The organism is Pseudomonas sp. AK181 (genome assembly GCF_051122975.1).
GTDB lineage: Bacteria > Pseudomonadota > Gammaproteobacteria > Pseudomonadales > Pseudomonadaceae > Aquipseudomonas > Aquipseudomonas lactis.
The window spans coordinates 817,000-830,582 of record NZ_CP146348.1; the positions used below are offsets into that span (position 1 = coordinate 817,000).

10 protein-coding genes and 2 pseudogenes are annotated in these 13,583 nt (G+C 52.6%); 8 read left to right on the forward strand and 4 right to left on the reverse strand.

Translation table 11 applies throughout. From position 1 onward, the window contains the following. Positions 1-35: 35 nt before the first annotated feature. Complete coding sequence (gene ltrA / locus V8689_RS03965) at positions 36-1,697, forward strand: group II intron reverse transcriptase/maturase (RefSeq protein ID WP_024073359.1); 1,662 nt, start codon at positions 36-38, stop codon at positions 1,695-1,697. Between the two features lie 104 nt (positions 1,698-1,801). Next, positions 1,802-2,023, forward strand: a pseudogene (locus V8689_RS03970) (transposase domain-containing protein); the annotation flags it as partial. Between the two features lie 38 nt (positions 2,024-2,061). On the opposite strand, the gene V8689_RS03975 reads toward V8689_RS03970, so the two are convergent. After that, a complete protein-coding gene (locus tag V8689_RS03975; RefSeq protein ID WP_024073360.1) occupies positions 2,062-3,024 on the reverse strand; it encodes an arsenic resistance protein in 963 nt (320 codons plus the stop codon). A 93-nt stretch (positions 3,025-3,117) separates the two neighbouring features. On the opposite strand from V8689_RS03975, the gene V8689_RS03980 reads away from it, so the two are divergent. The 5 genes from V8689_RS03980 (at position 3,118) to V8689_RS04000 (ending at position 8,539) form a co-directional block, all read left to right on the forward strand. Further along, positions 3,118-3,552 (forward strand): MerR family transcriptional regulator, encoded by a 435-nt coding sequence (locus V8689_RS03980; protein ID WP_024073361.1) that lies wholly within the window; start codon positions 3,118-3,120, stop codon positions 3,550-3,552. 265 nt (positions 3,553-3,817) lie between these two features. Beyond that, the gene (locus V8689_RS03985; protein ID WP_024073362.1) at positions 3,818-3,949 is read left to right on the forward strand and encodes a hypothetical protein; all 132 of its coding nucleotides are present in this window, start codon (positions 3,818-3,820) and stop codon (positions 3,947-3,949) included. A 514-nt stretch (positions 3,950-4,463) separates the two neighbouring features. Further along, positions 4,464-6,923 (forward strand): heavy metal translocating P-type ATPase, encoded by a 2,460-nt coding sequence (locus V8689_RS03990; RefSeq protein ID WP_024073364.1) that lies wholly within the window; start codon positions 4,464-4,466, stop codon positions 6,921-6,923. 46 nt (positions 6,924-6,969) lie between these two features. Beyond that, complete coding sequence (locus tag V8689_RS03995) at positions 6,970-7,368, forward strand: zf-TFIIB domain-containing protein (protein WP_073844972.1); 399 nt, start codon at positions 6,970-6,972, stop codon at positions 7,366-7,368. 190 nt (positions 7,369-7,558) lie between these two features. Further along, positions 7,559-8,539, forward strand: a complete 981-nt coding sequence (locus tag V8689_RS04000; protein WP_014003920.1) for an IS5-like element ISPa41 family transposase — start codon at positions 7,559-7,561, stop codon at positions 8,537-8,539. Between the two features lie 125 nt (positions 8,540-8,664). On the opposite strand, the gene V8689_RS04005 is transcribed toward V8689_RS04000, so the two are convergent. Beyond that, on the reverse strand, positions 8,665-8,946 hold the full coding sequence (locus tag V8689_RS04005; protein WP_181125140.1) for a DUF411 domain-containing protein: 282 nt from the start codon (positions 8,944-8,946) through the stop codon (positions 8,665-8,667). A 233-nt stretch (positions 8,947-9,179) separates the two neighbouring features. On the opposite strand from V8689_RS04005, the pseudogene tnpC reads away from it, so the two are divergent. Further along, positions 9,180-10,024, forward strand: a pseudogene (gene tnpC, locus V8689_RS04010) (IS66 family transposase); the annotation flags it as partial. Between the two features lie 761 nt (positions 10,025-10,785). Here the strand turns inward: tnpC and V8689_RS04015 are convergent. Both V8689_RS04015 and V8689_RS04020 read right to left on the reverse strand, forming a co-directional pair. Further along, entirely contained in the window at positions 10,786-11,460 is a 675-nt protein-coding gene (locus tag V8689_RS04015) for a heavy metal response regulator transcription factor (RefSeq protein WP_019818115.1), read from the reverse strand. Positions 11,461-11,955: 495 nt separating this feature from the next. Beyond that, entirely contained in the window at positions 11,956-13,299 is a 1,344-nt protein-coding gene (locus V8689_RS04020; protein WP_024073368.1) for an OprD family porin, read from the reverse strand. Between the last annotated feature and the right edge of the window lie 284 nt (positions 13,300-13,583).

Sequence of the window (13,583 nt, forward strand, 5' to 3'; positions counted from 1 at the left end):
GAGTAGGTAGAACCCTTTCAACGGAAGGAGAGCAAATGAACGCAGCAGCATTGGCGTGTGCACCTTCCGGCACGTCGTGGGACAGCATCGATTGGATCGCCGTACAACGTCGTGTCAGAGGGCTGCAAGCGCGTATTGTGAAGGCTGTACAAGATGGCAGACATAACAAGGTGAAAGCCCTGCAATGGCTGCTGACTCACTCGTTCAGTGGCAAGGCATTTGCTGTGAAACGGGTGTCTGAAAACAAAGGCAAAAATACCCCCGGCGTGGACAAGGTTACTTGGAATACGCCTAGGGCCAAGCTCGGCGCGATAGAGTCGTTGACGCGGCGAGGTTACTCGCCGCTCCCGCTTCGGAGAGTGCTTATTCCGAAGAAAAACGGCAAAACGAGACCTCTTGGAATTCCCGCGATGAAATGCCGGGCCATGCAGGCGCTTCATCTGCTGGCTCTGGAACCGATAGCGGAAACTACCGGCGACCCGAACTCTTATGGGTTCAGGCCGGAACGCTCAACTGCGGATGCCGTCGCACAGTGCTTTGGTGTGCTGTCACGAAAAGCAAACGCGGAATGGGTGTTAGAGGGCGACATTCAAGGCTGTTTCGACAATATCAGCCATGACTGGTTGATCGCCAACATTCCCATGGACAAGGCGATTTTGCAGAAATGGCTCCGGGCTGGTTATGTCTACCAAAAGCAGCTATTCCCCAGCCACGCCGGAACCCCGCAGGGAGGCATCATATCCCCGGGGTTGGCGAACATGACGCTGGATGGGTTGGAAGCGATGCTGGCGAAGAGATTTCCCAACGCGAAGTGGACAGCCCGAAAAATGCGCGTGGTGCGTTATGCAGATGATTTCATCATCACTGGTTGTTCGAAAGAATGGCTGGAGAATGAAGTCAGGCCCGCCGTGGTTGAATTTCTGGCAGAGCGTGGACTTGTCCTCTCTCCGGAAAAAACCAAGATAACGCACATAGGGGACGGGTTCGACTTCCTCGGATGGAACCTGCGCAAGTACAACGGCAAGCTCCTGATCAAGCCGTCCAAGGCGAACATCGGGGCTCTACTTGCCAAGCTGCGAGAGTTGATCAAGACCAACAAAACGATACGACAGGCTAACTTGATAGGTTTGCTCAACCCGGTTCTACGGGGCTGGGCGAACTATCACAGTCATGTCGTCGCCAAGAAGGTCTTCAACCAGGTGGACAGCGCAGTGTGGGAAATGCTCTGGCGATGGGCGGTACGTCGCCACCCTCGCAAGACACGCCGATGGGTGAAGGATCGGTATTTCAAAGTACAAGGGGCGCGCCGTTGGGTGTTCTCGTGTACTGAAAAATCCGCCGATGGTCGGAAGCGTCAGTACACGCTAGTAGACGCCTCAGACACACCGATTGTGCGACATATCAAGATTAAGGCTGCTGCCAACCCTCACGACCCTGCATGGGATGAGTACTTCGAGTCCCGCTGGGGCAAGAAGATGCTCACTTCCGTTAAAGGTCGAGCCAAGCTGTATCGGGTATGGGTGCAACAGGGCGGCAGGTGCTGCGCCTGCTTCAAGCCGGTGACCAAAGACACACCGTGGCACAGTCGCCATATTGTGAAGCTAGGTCATGGCGGGACGGACGCTGCGGCTAATCTTGAGATTTACCACCTGCGTTGCCCACGAGATGTGCAATTTGCCAATGTCGACGATGTATAACCGGGTGCCCAATGGCGCCTTAGCAGAGGCTTGAGCCGTGTGCTGGGAAACTCGCATGCACGGTTCTTAGGGGGTTGGACGCGGGCAACCGCGTCTGACTACCCGACAACCAGATCCGGCCATGGGCTCTTGGGCGCAAGAACTGGCTCTTCGCCGGGTCGCTACGCAGCGGAAAACGGGCTGCGGCGATCATGAGCTTGATCCAGTCAGCGCGGCTGAATGGCCATGATCCGTACGCCTATCTAAAGGATGTTCTCACGCGCCTGCCGACGCGGCGCGCGAGTGAGATTAACAAGCTGCTGCCGCACAGGTGGGCACCTGTTTAATCGCGCAGGGTGTTTTGTGCTTATGTCTTCCCTGGCATCTACATTTTGCGCCACACCAAAGCAGGAATTGCTCGGATGTAAATTAGTTCGCTGACCAACTCAATCAGCGTTTGAGTAATCACTGCTGCCGCAGCGAGCCCTCTGATTTCCTCGGGCAAGGCCAATGCCAATGGTAGAACTACCAATGAGTTTCGTGTCGAACTGCTGAAAGCGACAGATCTTGCCGTGCTAGCCGGTAACTTAAACGCCCGAGCCACCAGCGCACCCACCACGGGTGCCAAGAGCATGAAACCAATGTAGACGGGAATAACAGGCAGCAGCTTGTCCATGTCTCTGACCACCGTTGAAATCTGAGAGCCGATCACTACGACCAATACAGCCGCCATAGCTGGCACAGGCATCCAAGCCCATACATTGTTCCAGCCCTCAACGATGCGTGACCCCTTTGCCCCGGCAGCTGTTGCTACTGCCAAGACCAAGGGTAAAGCGATCAGCACTACGAAGGCCTCAACAAATGGGCCGACCGATATAACCACCGCCGAGTCATCACTCACCATGAAGGCTAGATAGAGGGGTAGTAGCACAAGCTGAAGCACGAGTAGTAATGGTGTTGCCGCCAGAGTCAGTTTGGAGTCGCCCTTACCGATATGGGTAAACACAACAACATAATCGATACAAGGCGTCAGCAAGACCAATAGTGCGCCCACCAAAATCGCCGGGTGGTCGGCTAGGCCCATCGTCAACGCCCAAACCAACAGGGGGATGGCGACGAAATTGGCGGTCAGCAGCGCGGTCATGAAACGCTTGTTTGCAAGCCCTTTGCGAAGATCCAAGAATGGGATCTGCAGAAACATGGCGTACATCAGCACAGCGATGGCTGGTGTCACCAACGCACCTAACGCTTGAGAGGCATCAGGTGCGAGCAGGCCCCCGATAGCCGCGACAATGACCGCGACGAAGTAAACGGGAATCTGGTTCTTCTCTAGCTGTTCTCTGTCCACGGAATGCCCTTAAAACGCGTGAAATCATTTTTCGATTGAGCAGGTTAATATCTGTAGCTACTACAGGTTCAAGAAAATGCTTGGGGAGTTTGGATGTCAGGAATCGGAGCGCTGTCGAAATCAACGGGTTGCCACATTGAAACGATTCGCTACTACGAGAAAATAGGCCTTCTCCCTCCGGCCCTACGGTCGACAGGGCGGCATCGAATCTATACCGAAAAGCATCGGTCACGACTCATCTTCATCAGGCAGAATCGTGAACTGGGCTTTCCACTCGACGATATCCGCGAACTCATTGCGCTCGCGGCAGATGCTGATCGTCCGTGTGCTGATGCGTTGTCGGTGGTCAAGAAGCACTTGGCAGAAGTGGAATCTAAGGTAGCTAAGCTCCTGCAGATCCGGATAGAGCTGCTCTCAATGGCAGGCACGTGTGAGTCAAGATGCCTAGGCTCGAACACTCCAGACTGTACGATTATTGAGTCACTGTTCGAACCCGCTGCTGGGGCTCGCTCTGGTTGCTGCTCCTAGACGAGTCAAGAGCATAGGGGAGCAAGCTGCCATTGAAACCGAATAGCGCGATAGTCTCGACAGGGTCTTTCGAGCGTCCGTCTACACCAAACGGGCTGGTGCAAGATGTGTTCGGCAGACGCTTACTAAAGTGGTGCGCCACTGCTGGCATAAAAATATCAAGCTATAGTGTTTGGGGCCCTCAATCTCGTGACCGTACTGAGCGAACGCTTACACGGCAGACGTTTGCCAGGGCATATACCTATCAACTGAAGGAGCAAGTTCTATGGCCATCAAACCTGGGCCCAAGCCAATTGCCGAATCAACCGGCAAGACAGACCAGCGTCGCCGTGTAACCCCCGAGAACAAGCCTAAGCATCCCGACCTGGACGTGCATAAGCACAAGAAGGGTGATTGATGAGACCCCGCCAGACATGGCGGGGTTTTATTCTCGGTTAGCAGGTGTCACCGGATTTCCAGTGGGCATCTCCTAATTAATGCCGAAAAGCTTGTAGTAGGGTTGTTGAGGAGGACATGCTGGTGCGACTGTGTCGAGGAGCTTTCTGGATATTTCTACCCTTAACCCTGTCGGCTACCGATGGTAATGAGCGCTTAGAGAGGTCTACAGCCGACACATGCCAATGGCGTCGAAAACCATCATGGCGGATTTCTCCAAACGTTTACTCGTAGGCTTCACAACGCGATTGACGACTTGCTCGATATGCATGACTCCCAGGGTGAAAGCTGAGTGGGCATTTGAGGTGCTGACCAACCTGGCTGATGCATCGCAGCATGCAGCTATCAGGCGCTCGCACTGAGGGACGTAGACTCGAGCGGCGCCCTCGGCCCAGTCGAAATTTCAAACTCATTGCTTGACACTGTAGCTACTACAGGCTGTTCAATGACGCCATATCCTTATTGGTAGATGCGTCATGAGCCAGGAAAACCCGTCGAAAGCCAAATTGCACCTCGTGCCGAAGTCGGACGATTGCTGTTCTGCTGACCCCCGCGAGACCTTCGCCAAACAGGTTCATTCTCGTGCACATCATGTTGAGCATGGGCCTGATCACGCCGAGAGCTTGGGCAGAACGGGATCGCATGCGTGCGGTTCGAAGGATTCTCAGCCTTGTGGAGCCAAGTCCACCGACCATAATCAAGACCATAGCGCACACGATCATGGCACTTCAGCTCAAGCCCATTCCGATGCCGACCATTGCTGTTTGAGCAAAGTGGATTCCGCAGGGGCGGTGACTTCACATTCGGCCATGGCTGAGCCAGAAGGCACGACCCTGGTTCGGTATCGCATTGATAAGATGGATTGCCCTACCGAAGAGCGGCTAATTCGTAATCGCTTAGAGCCGATGCCTGGCATCGCACGACTTGATTTCAATCTGTTGGATCGTGAGCTGACAGTGCATCATCGCTTGGATGATCCGAAGGCGATAGTCATCGCTTTGACCGCGCTGGATATGGGGCCCAATCTCATCGAGGCCGGCGCAACCCCGAATGCCATTTCACCTGCTCTGACGACGCGCTTGAAAGGGCTGCTGGCGGTCAGCGGTCTAGCTGCCATCGCCGCTGAAGTGATCGCTTGGACGACCGGACAGGAGGGTTCTTTGCCTGTAATGTCCTTGGCTGCGCTGTCCATTCTTACTGCTGGTCTACCAACTCTGAAGAAGGGGTGGATCGCTGTAAAGAACTTCACATTGAACATCTACTTCTTGATGTCTTTGGCTGTCTTGGGTGCCATGGTGATTGGCAAGTGGCCGGAAGCCGCGATGGTGGTTTTCCTTTTCGCTATTGCCGAAGCCATCGAAGCACTCTCACTTGAGCGAGCGCGTAACGCGATTAAATCGCTGACTGCATTAGCTCCTGAGACTGCGGAAGTCATGACCGAAGCTGGCTGGAAAGAACACCCGGTTGAGAATGTCGTTCTCGGCAGCCGTATTCGTGTTCGCACAGGGTCGCGGGTACCGCTGGATGCGAGGGTGGAATCTGGTCGTGCTGCTCTCGACCAAGCCCCTATCACTGGTGAAAGCTTGCCAGTAGATAAGGCAGAGGGGGATCCGCTATATGCTGGCAGTATCGTGACAGACGGCGTCGTGGAGGCGACTGTCACGGCAGTCGCTGGCGAAAGTACGCTCGCTCGTATTGCTGCCGCGATTCAGGATGCGCAGTCTCAGCGGGCGCCGACGCAGAGGTTCGTTGACCAGTTCGCACGGTATTACACCCCAGCCGTAGTGGCGGTGGCATTTCTTGTTGCCGTTTTAGGCCCAGTGCTGCTTGGTGGTACGTGGGGTGAATGGTTGTATGAGGCCCTGGTGTTGTTGGTCATCGCGTGTCCTTGTGCCTTGGTCGTCTCAACGCCTGTCACTGTTGTGAGTGGTCTTGCCGCAGCCGCACGGCATGGAATCTTGATCAAGGGTGGTGCCTACCTGGAAAGCGGGCGCCTGCTGAAGGTGGTTGCTCTGGATAAAACAGGCACGTTGACTCAGGGCAAGCCAGTTCTGACTGACTCAGATATATTCAGTGACTTGTCTATCGAGAAGGCAACTTTGATTGCTGCGAGTCTTGATGAGCAAAGTACCCACCCAGTAGCGAAAGCATTGGTCAATGGGTGGAAATCGCAGCAGCCTGGCGCTGTGGCTCTGCCTGTCAGTGACTTCAGTGTGCTAAATGGCCGAGGCGTGAAAGGCACGATCGACGGTCATCTTTGGCATCTAGGCAACCATCGTTTGGTTGAGGAGTTGGGCGTGTGTTCTTCGGAGCTGGAGGCCAGACTTTCACGGCTTGAGGAAACTGGCAAAACGGTGATCGTGCTATGCGGCAATAGCGGCCCCGCCGCGATATTCGCGGTCGCAGACACAGTCCGACCGGAGAGTGTTGAAGCTGTGGCTGCTTTGAAGGCTTTGAACGTGGTTCCAGTAATGCTGACTGGGGATAATCCTGCGACGGCGAGGTCGATCGCTGAGCAATTGGGCATCGAGGATGCCCGTGGAAATCTGATGCCAGAGGACAAGCAGACTGCAGTCGCTGAACTCAAACGCAGATATGGCGCCGTTGGGATGGTTGGTGACGGCGTTAATGACGCCCCCGCCTTAGCGCAATCCGATATAGGTTTCGCAATGGGAGCCGCAGGGACAGCGACAGCTCTCGAAACAGCTGACGTTGCGATCATGGACGACGACCCTCGAAAAATCGCGTACTTTATCAGCCTGAGTCGCCGATCCGCCTCGGTTCTAAAGCAAAACATCATTTTGGCTCTGGGCATAAAAGTTGTCTTCTTGGCGTTGGCTCTCTCTGGTTTCGCGACATTGTGGATGGCCGTTTTCGCCGACATGGGGGCGAGCTTGCTCGTCGTATTCAATGGCTTGCGGCTGCTGCGTCGGTGAAATGGCTGCTGCGTTTTATATAGCTCATTCGCTGGAGGAGAGAACCATGCACTGCCCAGTTTGCAAAGAAGTACTGTTGGTAATGTCGGAACGTCAAAACGTTGAAATCGACTATTGCCCGCAATGTCGAGGTGTTTGGCTTGACCGGGGAGAACTCGACAAGATCATCGAGCGTAGCCAGCAGGAAGAACAAGAAGCTCGTTTTCTTCCACAGAGCGTATCTCAGTCGCTGCAAGGTACACCTCCGTCTGAACCTGTGTATGCCCAGCCGTCTTCTGGCCACCATGACAACAAACGCGGCACTAAGCACGGCCACTCCGCGCCGCAGCCTGGTCACGGTGGTGGTTGGCGGGACGGATATCAGAACGGCCATCAGAATCAGTCGAGGCATCAGGAAGAGCAGGTTTATCATAAGAAATCGTTTTTACGGGAAATTTTCGACTAATATTTGCTTGGATACAGCGATCCGCTAATCAGACTCCAGCCGGAAGATTTGATCAGCCGGCTGTAGCTTTTTCGAAACCCGGTATCCGGTATTCAACCAGTTTAGTAGAGCGGTTCCTCAGCCACTAGGGAATCTCCGAACAAGCCTTCAGTTATGCGAGAATCCCCGCAACACCTGATCCGAGCCGCCCATGAGCCAGATGAGCTTTTCCGACTTTGAGTACGCCGGCAAGCGCAAGCAAACCCGCCGAGAGCGCTTCCTCGCCGAAATGGATCAGGTGGTGCCCTGGGCAGGCCTGCTGGAGCTGATCGAACCGTTCTACCCCAAGGCCGGCGGCGGTAGAAAACCCTATCCTCTGGAAACCATGCTGCGCATCCATCTGTTGCAGAACTGGTTCTCCCTGAGCGACCCGGCCATGGAAGAAGCGCTCTACGAAATCACGCCCATGCGCCAGTTCGCACGCCTGACGCTGAGCGCGCCAATCCCCGAAGACACCACGATCATGAACTTCCGGCACTTGCTGGAGAAGCATCAGCTCGCACCGGCAATCCTTGCGGTCATCAATGGTTATCTGCAGGAAAAAGGCCTGTCGCTGCGCCAAGGCACCATCGTCGATGCCACCATTATTCATGCCCCCAGCTCGACCAAAAATAAAGAAGGCAAGCGTGATCCCGAGATGCACCAGACCAAGAAAGGCGGTCAGTATTTCTTCGGGATGAAGGCGCACATCGGTGCCGATGTCGAGTCCGGCCTGGTGCATCACGTCCATGGCACCGCTGCCAATGTGGCCGATGTCACGCAGGTGGCTGAACTGTTGCATGGCGAAGAAAACGCCGTGTATGCAGATGCCGGTTACACCGGTGTCGAAAGGCGCGAAGAGCATGAAAATCGGGGGGTGATCTGGCAGATTGCAGCGCGTCGCAGCACCTATTCCAAGCTGAACCAGCGCAGCGTACTGTACAAAGCCAAGCGCAAGATCGAGTTCTGCAAGGCTCAGACACGGGCCAAGGTCGAGCATCCGTTTCGCGTGATCAAGCGGCAGTTTGGTTACGTGAAAGTACGTTTTCGTGGGCTGATGAAAAACACGGCTCAGTTGACCACGCTGTTCGCCCTGGCAAACCTGTGGAGGGTTCGAAAACAGCTCATGGGTATGGGTGAGGTTCGCGTTTAACACGGAGAACCGGTCGAAAAAGCTCTCCGTACATGATTTTTCGGTCACTTTTCGTCCAATGACGCTGTAGGTGCCTGGAAAATTGCAACTTGCCGCGGCTGCACGACAAGTTGATCGGAGCATCCCTAGCGGGCCCGAAAATCCTGTAAAACCGTCTCTCCCCTTGACTTGCTCATCCCAATTACCGGGTAGGCGCTGCGTCGGTCACCTGACTCCATTCCGAGCGATCCCACGGGCATACCGAAGGCAGCTATTCCGTCCAGATTGGCTCGTCGACTTAGTTCAGCAATTTGTGTGACCGGAACATGGCCTTCGACGAATTTCCCACTTACAACTCCCGTGTGGCACGACGCCAGATTTACGGGTACGCCGAGCTTCTCGTTCATATCGCTAATGTTGTTTTCCATATAGTCGACCACTCCTTCAGATAAGCGATCCACCTGGTCCAGCAGCCACAGTTAGGGGCTTTGTAGACGGCAATTGATTACGCTGCCTGTAACAATGAGGCTGCATTTAGCGTTGCAACGAGTGCAATGACTTGAACGGTCTTTTTGAATGAATTCATGGCTGATGCTACTTAACGAAGAGAAAGAGAGGAGGAGTTAGCGTGCATAGCCTCACCGACGGTGGCCAGATGGCCGTGACTGGGGTTCAGTTCCAGCCGCTGGTTGATGCGCTGCGCGACGTGGTTCTCGGGCAGCAGATTATTCAAGCCGATGAGACACCTGTGCAAATGCTCATGCCGGGAACTAAGAAAACCCACAGTTCTTATATTTGGTCCTATGCCACCAGCCAGTTCTCGGACGCGGCAGCGGTGGTTCACGACTTCAGCCCTAGCCGCGCCGGAGAACACGCTCGCAACTTCCTGAATGACTGGAAGGACAAGCTGGTCTGCGATGATTGTGTCGGTTACAAAGCCAGCTTCGAACTAGACGTGACCGAGATCGGGTGAATGGCTCATGCGCAACGTAATTTCTTTGAGCTGCACGCTAAGAATAAAAGCACGCTTGCGGAGCAAGCTCTGCGTTATATCCAGTTGTTGTACGAAATTGAAAGCGAAGTCGCGATCTGGGGCCGGATTTACGACTCCGAATACGGCAAGAAAAAGCTGTACGGGTGATGAATATGCTGCACGCCAGGTTGATTGCCTAGCGTGACCTCGTGCCTGAAGTCTCAGCCATCAGCAGAGCACTCGATTACAGTCTCGAACGCTGGGCAGCGCTGTCGCGCTACCTCGATGACGGGGCTGTACCCATAGACAATAACTGGGCAGAGAACCAGATCCGATCATAGGGCCTTGGGCGCAAGAACTGGCTCTTTGCAGGGGCCTTACGCAGCGGAAAACGTGCGGCAGCGATCATGAGTCTGATCCAGTCTGCGCGCCTGAATGGTCATGATCCGTATGCATATCTGAAGGATGCTCTCACGCGGCTGCCGACGCAGCGGGCGAGTGAAATCGATCAGTTGCTGCCGCAATCTTTTTAATCACGCAAGGCGTGATGCCCGGACGCTTATGGCGATACTCAAGCTAATGCAAAAGTTCTGACGATTGAGCAAGTGTGACGGCTTAACCCGACGGCAAGGGGAGGTGTCGAATATCGTCAACCATCAACGCAAAACGCCGTAATCGTTTCAATATGTAGCTTTCACTGTAGAGTTTAAAAGCGTTATGCAATGAGCTTGCAAGGTATCTAGAGAGCCGGAGTGATTCACTTGCTCGCCTTCAGAGATCATAGAGTATGCGACCTTTAAGTCACGACCGTATTGTCCACTCCATGGCATGCTTAGGCTTCATGCCCCGGTAGATTTATCATATCCACACGCAACTACATGGATATGTGCGCCGTGGCACCGTCACGTAGTTCGTCTCACCAGATTATGAGAGTATCAACTGATAAAAATCCACGTTCCTTGAACTACACTTTATCATCGGCAACTACGTTACTCACAAATACCTAAAGTGAAAGCGGGTCTGAACGCTTCCACATACATTGGACACTGAAATCCAGCTTGTGGATAAGCATTATCGAGCGCTGTTTCGGGGGGGTATGGTGTTTTTTCGCACCACGGTTTTGGACCGGTAGGCGAGTTGAAAGCTTCGATTAGCAAGTTTTTTGCGCGCCGAAATGTATATCCGACGCGGTAGGCCAGAAGCGCCAAGTGAAAGACAAACTTGGATGAAACCTGAAGTGCCCGTGAGTCGGCGAAATCACAGGAGCGTATGTGATTGCTTCAAGAACAGCACGCTAGCGTTTTTCTAGAACATATCCTACGCCTCTGAGTGTATGTATCAGTTTGTTTTCAAAAGGATCATCCATCTTGGCTCTTAATCTTCTAATTGAAACTTCTACAACATTTGTATCGCAGTCGAAATTCATGTCCCATACCTGAGATATGATCTGTGTACGACTCAGGACAATTCCCGTATTTCTCATTAAATAGTGCAGAAGTGCGAATTCCTTCGTTGTTAAGTCGATACGCTGACCGTCTCTAAACGCCCTATGACGGCTTTGATCCAGCTCCAGATCGGCTACGCGAATGATCTCAACAGATGCTGGATTATCAGACCTGCGCATCAGTGCGCGAACTCGAGCAAGCAGTTCCGGGAATTCAAAAGGCTTAATTAGGTAATCATCTGCACCATTCTCTAGTCCTCTGATTTTATCAACCAAGCGACTTCGAGCAGTAAGCATCATAATTCTACAAAGACAATTGTTTCTTCGCAACAATTCAAGTACCTGCCACCCATCCATCTCCGGCAGGTTGATATCTAGGATGATTAACTCGTACATATGTTGTTTGGCCAGAAAAAGCCCGTCGTATCCGGTATGTACGCAATCCACGATATAACCGCTCTCCGTAAGGCCTTGGCGCACATATTCGGCAGTTTTTACTTCGTCCTCAATTACCAGAATTCGCATTGGATTTTGTCTCGATATGACTGAGCTGTTTTAACTACGCGAATGCGCTGTCATCATTGGCAGGAATGATAATTCAAAACCACTTGGGTGGGGGCTAAATAACGTACTTGTAATCAGTGAGCAATACACTTGATAACATCGCGATATATTATATCGTGGCTCGGACCAACCAGTTGCGGGTTATTTCTCTACTGCTGAATTGACCTTATGAAATGTTGGGTTGTTTTTTTTATTATGGCCATTTTATTCCGTGCAGATGAGGGCGATTTTTCTCATGCTGAAGAAGGCGGTCACTGGTGCAGTCATGAACTCCATCGGGACGCGGTGCGCGTACTCGAAGATTTACTCGAATTTTAGGTAAAAAAAAGCGCCCCAGGGGGGCGCAAAATATTCACCTTTTACCAAAGGAGCATTTAAGCAACTCAAGGTGAATTCTTTAAGCTCGCTATTTTTGTTTTAGGCGAGTCACATGAATAAATCGATCTTGTTTAGGGCTCACAGTATCGAAAGTGGATATTCAACGATCAGGCGTACTTCATCCAAGTCCGATTCGAATGCAGTGGCACGAGTATTTGCTTGACGTAATCGCAAGGAAAGATCTTTCGCCGCACCTGTTTGTACGACGTATTTGACTTCAATATCACGCTCCCAACGTTTTTGATTCGTGAGCGGATCGCCGTTACCATCAGTGCGCATATAGAATTGATTGGCGTTCGAATAGTCTGCACCAGAACCTCTGGCATAACGAGTCATGAACGATAGCCCCGGAATACCGTAGCTGGTCATGTTCAAGTCGTAGCGCAGCATCCAAGAGCGTTCCTTCGGTGAGTTGAAGTCGCTGTACTGTATTGAGTTGTCAACGAAGATTGAGTCTGATTGACGAAGGTAGTCGAAGTCGTCATCGCCATTGTTTCGCTGATGAGACAGTGCAAGAGTATGCGCACCGTACCGGACGCCGAGCTTGGCGCTCCATATATTGTTGTCGAATTCGCCCAGGCGCTTCTTGCCTTCATCTACAGCTTTGTAGTAGTTGAATCCGCCGATAAGCGTCAAATCATCGCTGAGTGGGTAAGTGAGGCTGCTACCGGCATAGTATTGATTCCAAACATCCTTCAATTGGCTGGCGTAAAGGCTCACCGTGATGTTGTCGTTGACTTGGTAATCACCGCCGCCGTACCCAATCCAAGGCGAGTTGACCGGGCCGGCATAAAATGTGGCAAAGTTATCGTTCAAGTTGCTGGAACCAGGCTGGCTCATCGCATGCAGTCGACCACCCTGCAAGGTTAGGCCTTGAATGCTACTATTTTCGACCGTCACGCCGCGGAAACTTTCAGGGAGTAAGCGAGAATCTCCCGATGCCACGACGGGTGTTGCGGGGAAAACATCTCCAACCTTTACGACAGTATCAAACAGCCGAAACTTCGCTGCTCCACCCACCTTAGTGTATTCATCACGTGCTTCGCCGTCACCGTTAACAGGCAGCACGTCAAAGCTGCTACGGCCACCGTTGCGCCCGCCACCAGTATCAAGCTTGATGCCAATCATTGCAAACGCATCTATACCAAAGCCCACAGTGCCCTGCGTAAAACCAGAGTTGAATTTAGTGATTATCGCATGTGCCCAAGCTTCGGAATAACCGTTGGTATTGCCTTTGCCGCTGTTGAAAGTCGGCGCAGATGCATCACGATTATCACGATTGAAATAGAAGTTGCGGTTTAGAACAGTAAGGCTGCTACCTTCAATAAAACCTTCTGGTTTACCTTCCGCTTGTGCCGTGAGGGCATAGCTTCCAGAAAAAGCTGAAACCGCAGCCAAATACAAAGTTACTTTGTGTCTCATGCGATGCTCCTTTGATTACGGCAGTTTTTATTATGATTTACCTACGCGGGTATAGTCTGTTGTTTTGGCCCGGTGGAGCACTTAGAATAGCGCCTGGGTCATATTTGCAGATCAAAGATAACGAGTCGGTGACGGGGTGATTACAATTCTGTTATCAGGTATTTCCACCGTTGCAGGGCTTCCAGAATCTTTTTCACTAAATCCCTGCGTTTCGCCTGAAAGCTTTCTATTTCGACTATCCCCCCAGGGTTTCTAACGAAATTGTAATTTTATAGCCACCCCTC

Coding starts and splice junctions, on each gene's coding strand:
- ltrA (WP_024073359.1), top strand. CDS start 36: ATGAACGCAGCAGCATTGGCGTGTGCACCTTCCGGCACGTCGTGGGAC.
- V8689_RS03990 (WP_024073364.1), top strand. CDS start 4,464: ATGAGCCAGGAAAACCCGTCGAAAGCCAAATTGCACCTCGTGCCGAAG.
- V8689_RS03995 (WP_073844972.1), top strand. CDS start 6,970: ATGCACTGCCCAGTTTGCAAAGAAGTACTGTTGGTAATGTCGGAACGT.
- V8689_RS03985 (WP_024073362.1), top strand. CDS start 3,818: ATGGCCATCAAACCTGGGCCCAAGCCAATTGCCGAATCAACCGGCAAG.
- V8689_RS04020 (WP_024073368.1), bottom strand. CDS start 13,299: ATGAGACACAAAGTAACTTTGTATTTGGCTGCGGTTTCAGCTTTTTCT.
- V8689_RS04015 (WP_019818115.1), bottom strand. CDS start 11,460: ATGCGAATTCTGGTAATTGAGGACGAAGTAAAAACTGCCGAATATGTG.
- V8689_RS03980 (WP_024073361.1), top strand. CDS start 3,118: ATGTCAGGAATCGGAGCGCTGTCGAAATCAACGGGTTGCCACATTGAA.
- V8689_RS04000 (WP_014003920.1), top strand. CDS start 7,559: ATGAGCCAGATGAGCTTTTCCGACTTTGAGTACGCCGGCAAGCGCAAG.
- V8689_RS04005 (WP_181125140.1), bottom strand. CDS start 8,946: ATGGAAAACAACATTAGCGATATGAACGAGAAGCTCGGCGTACCCGTA.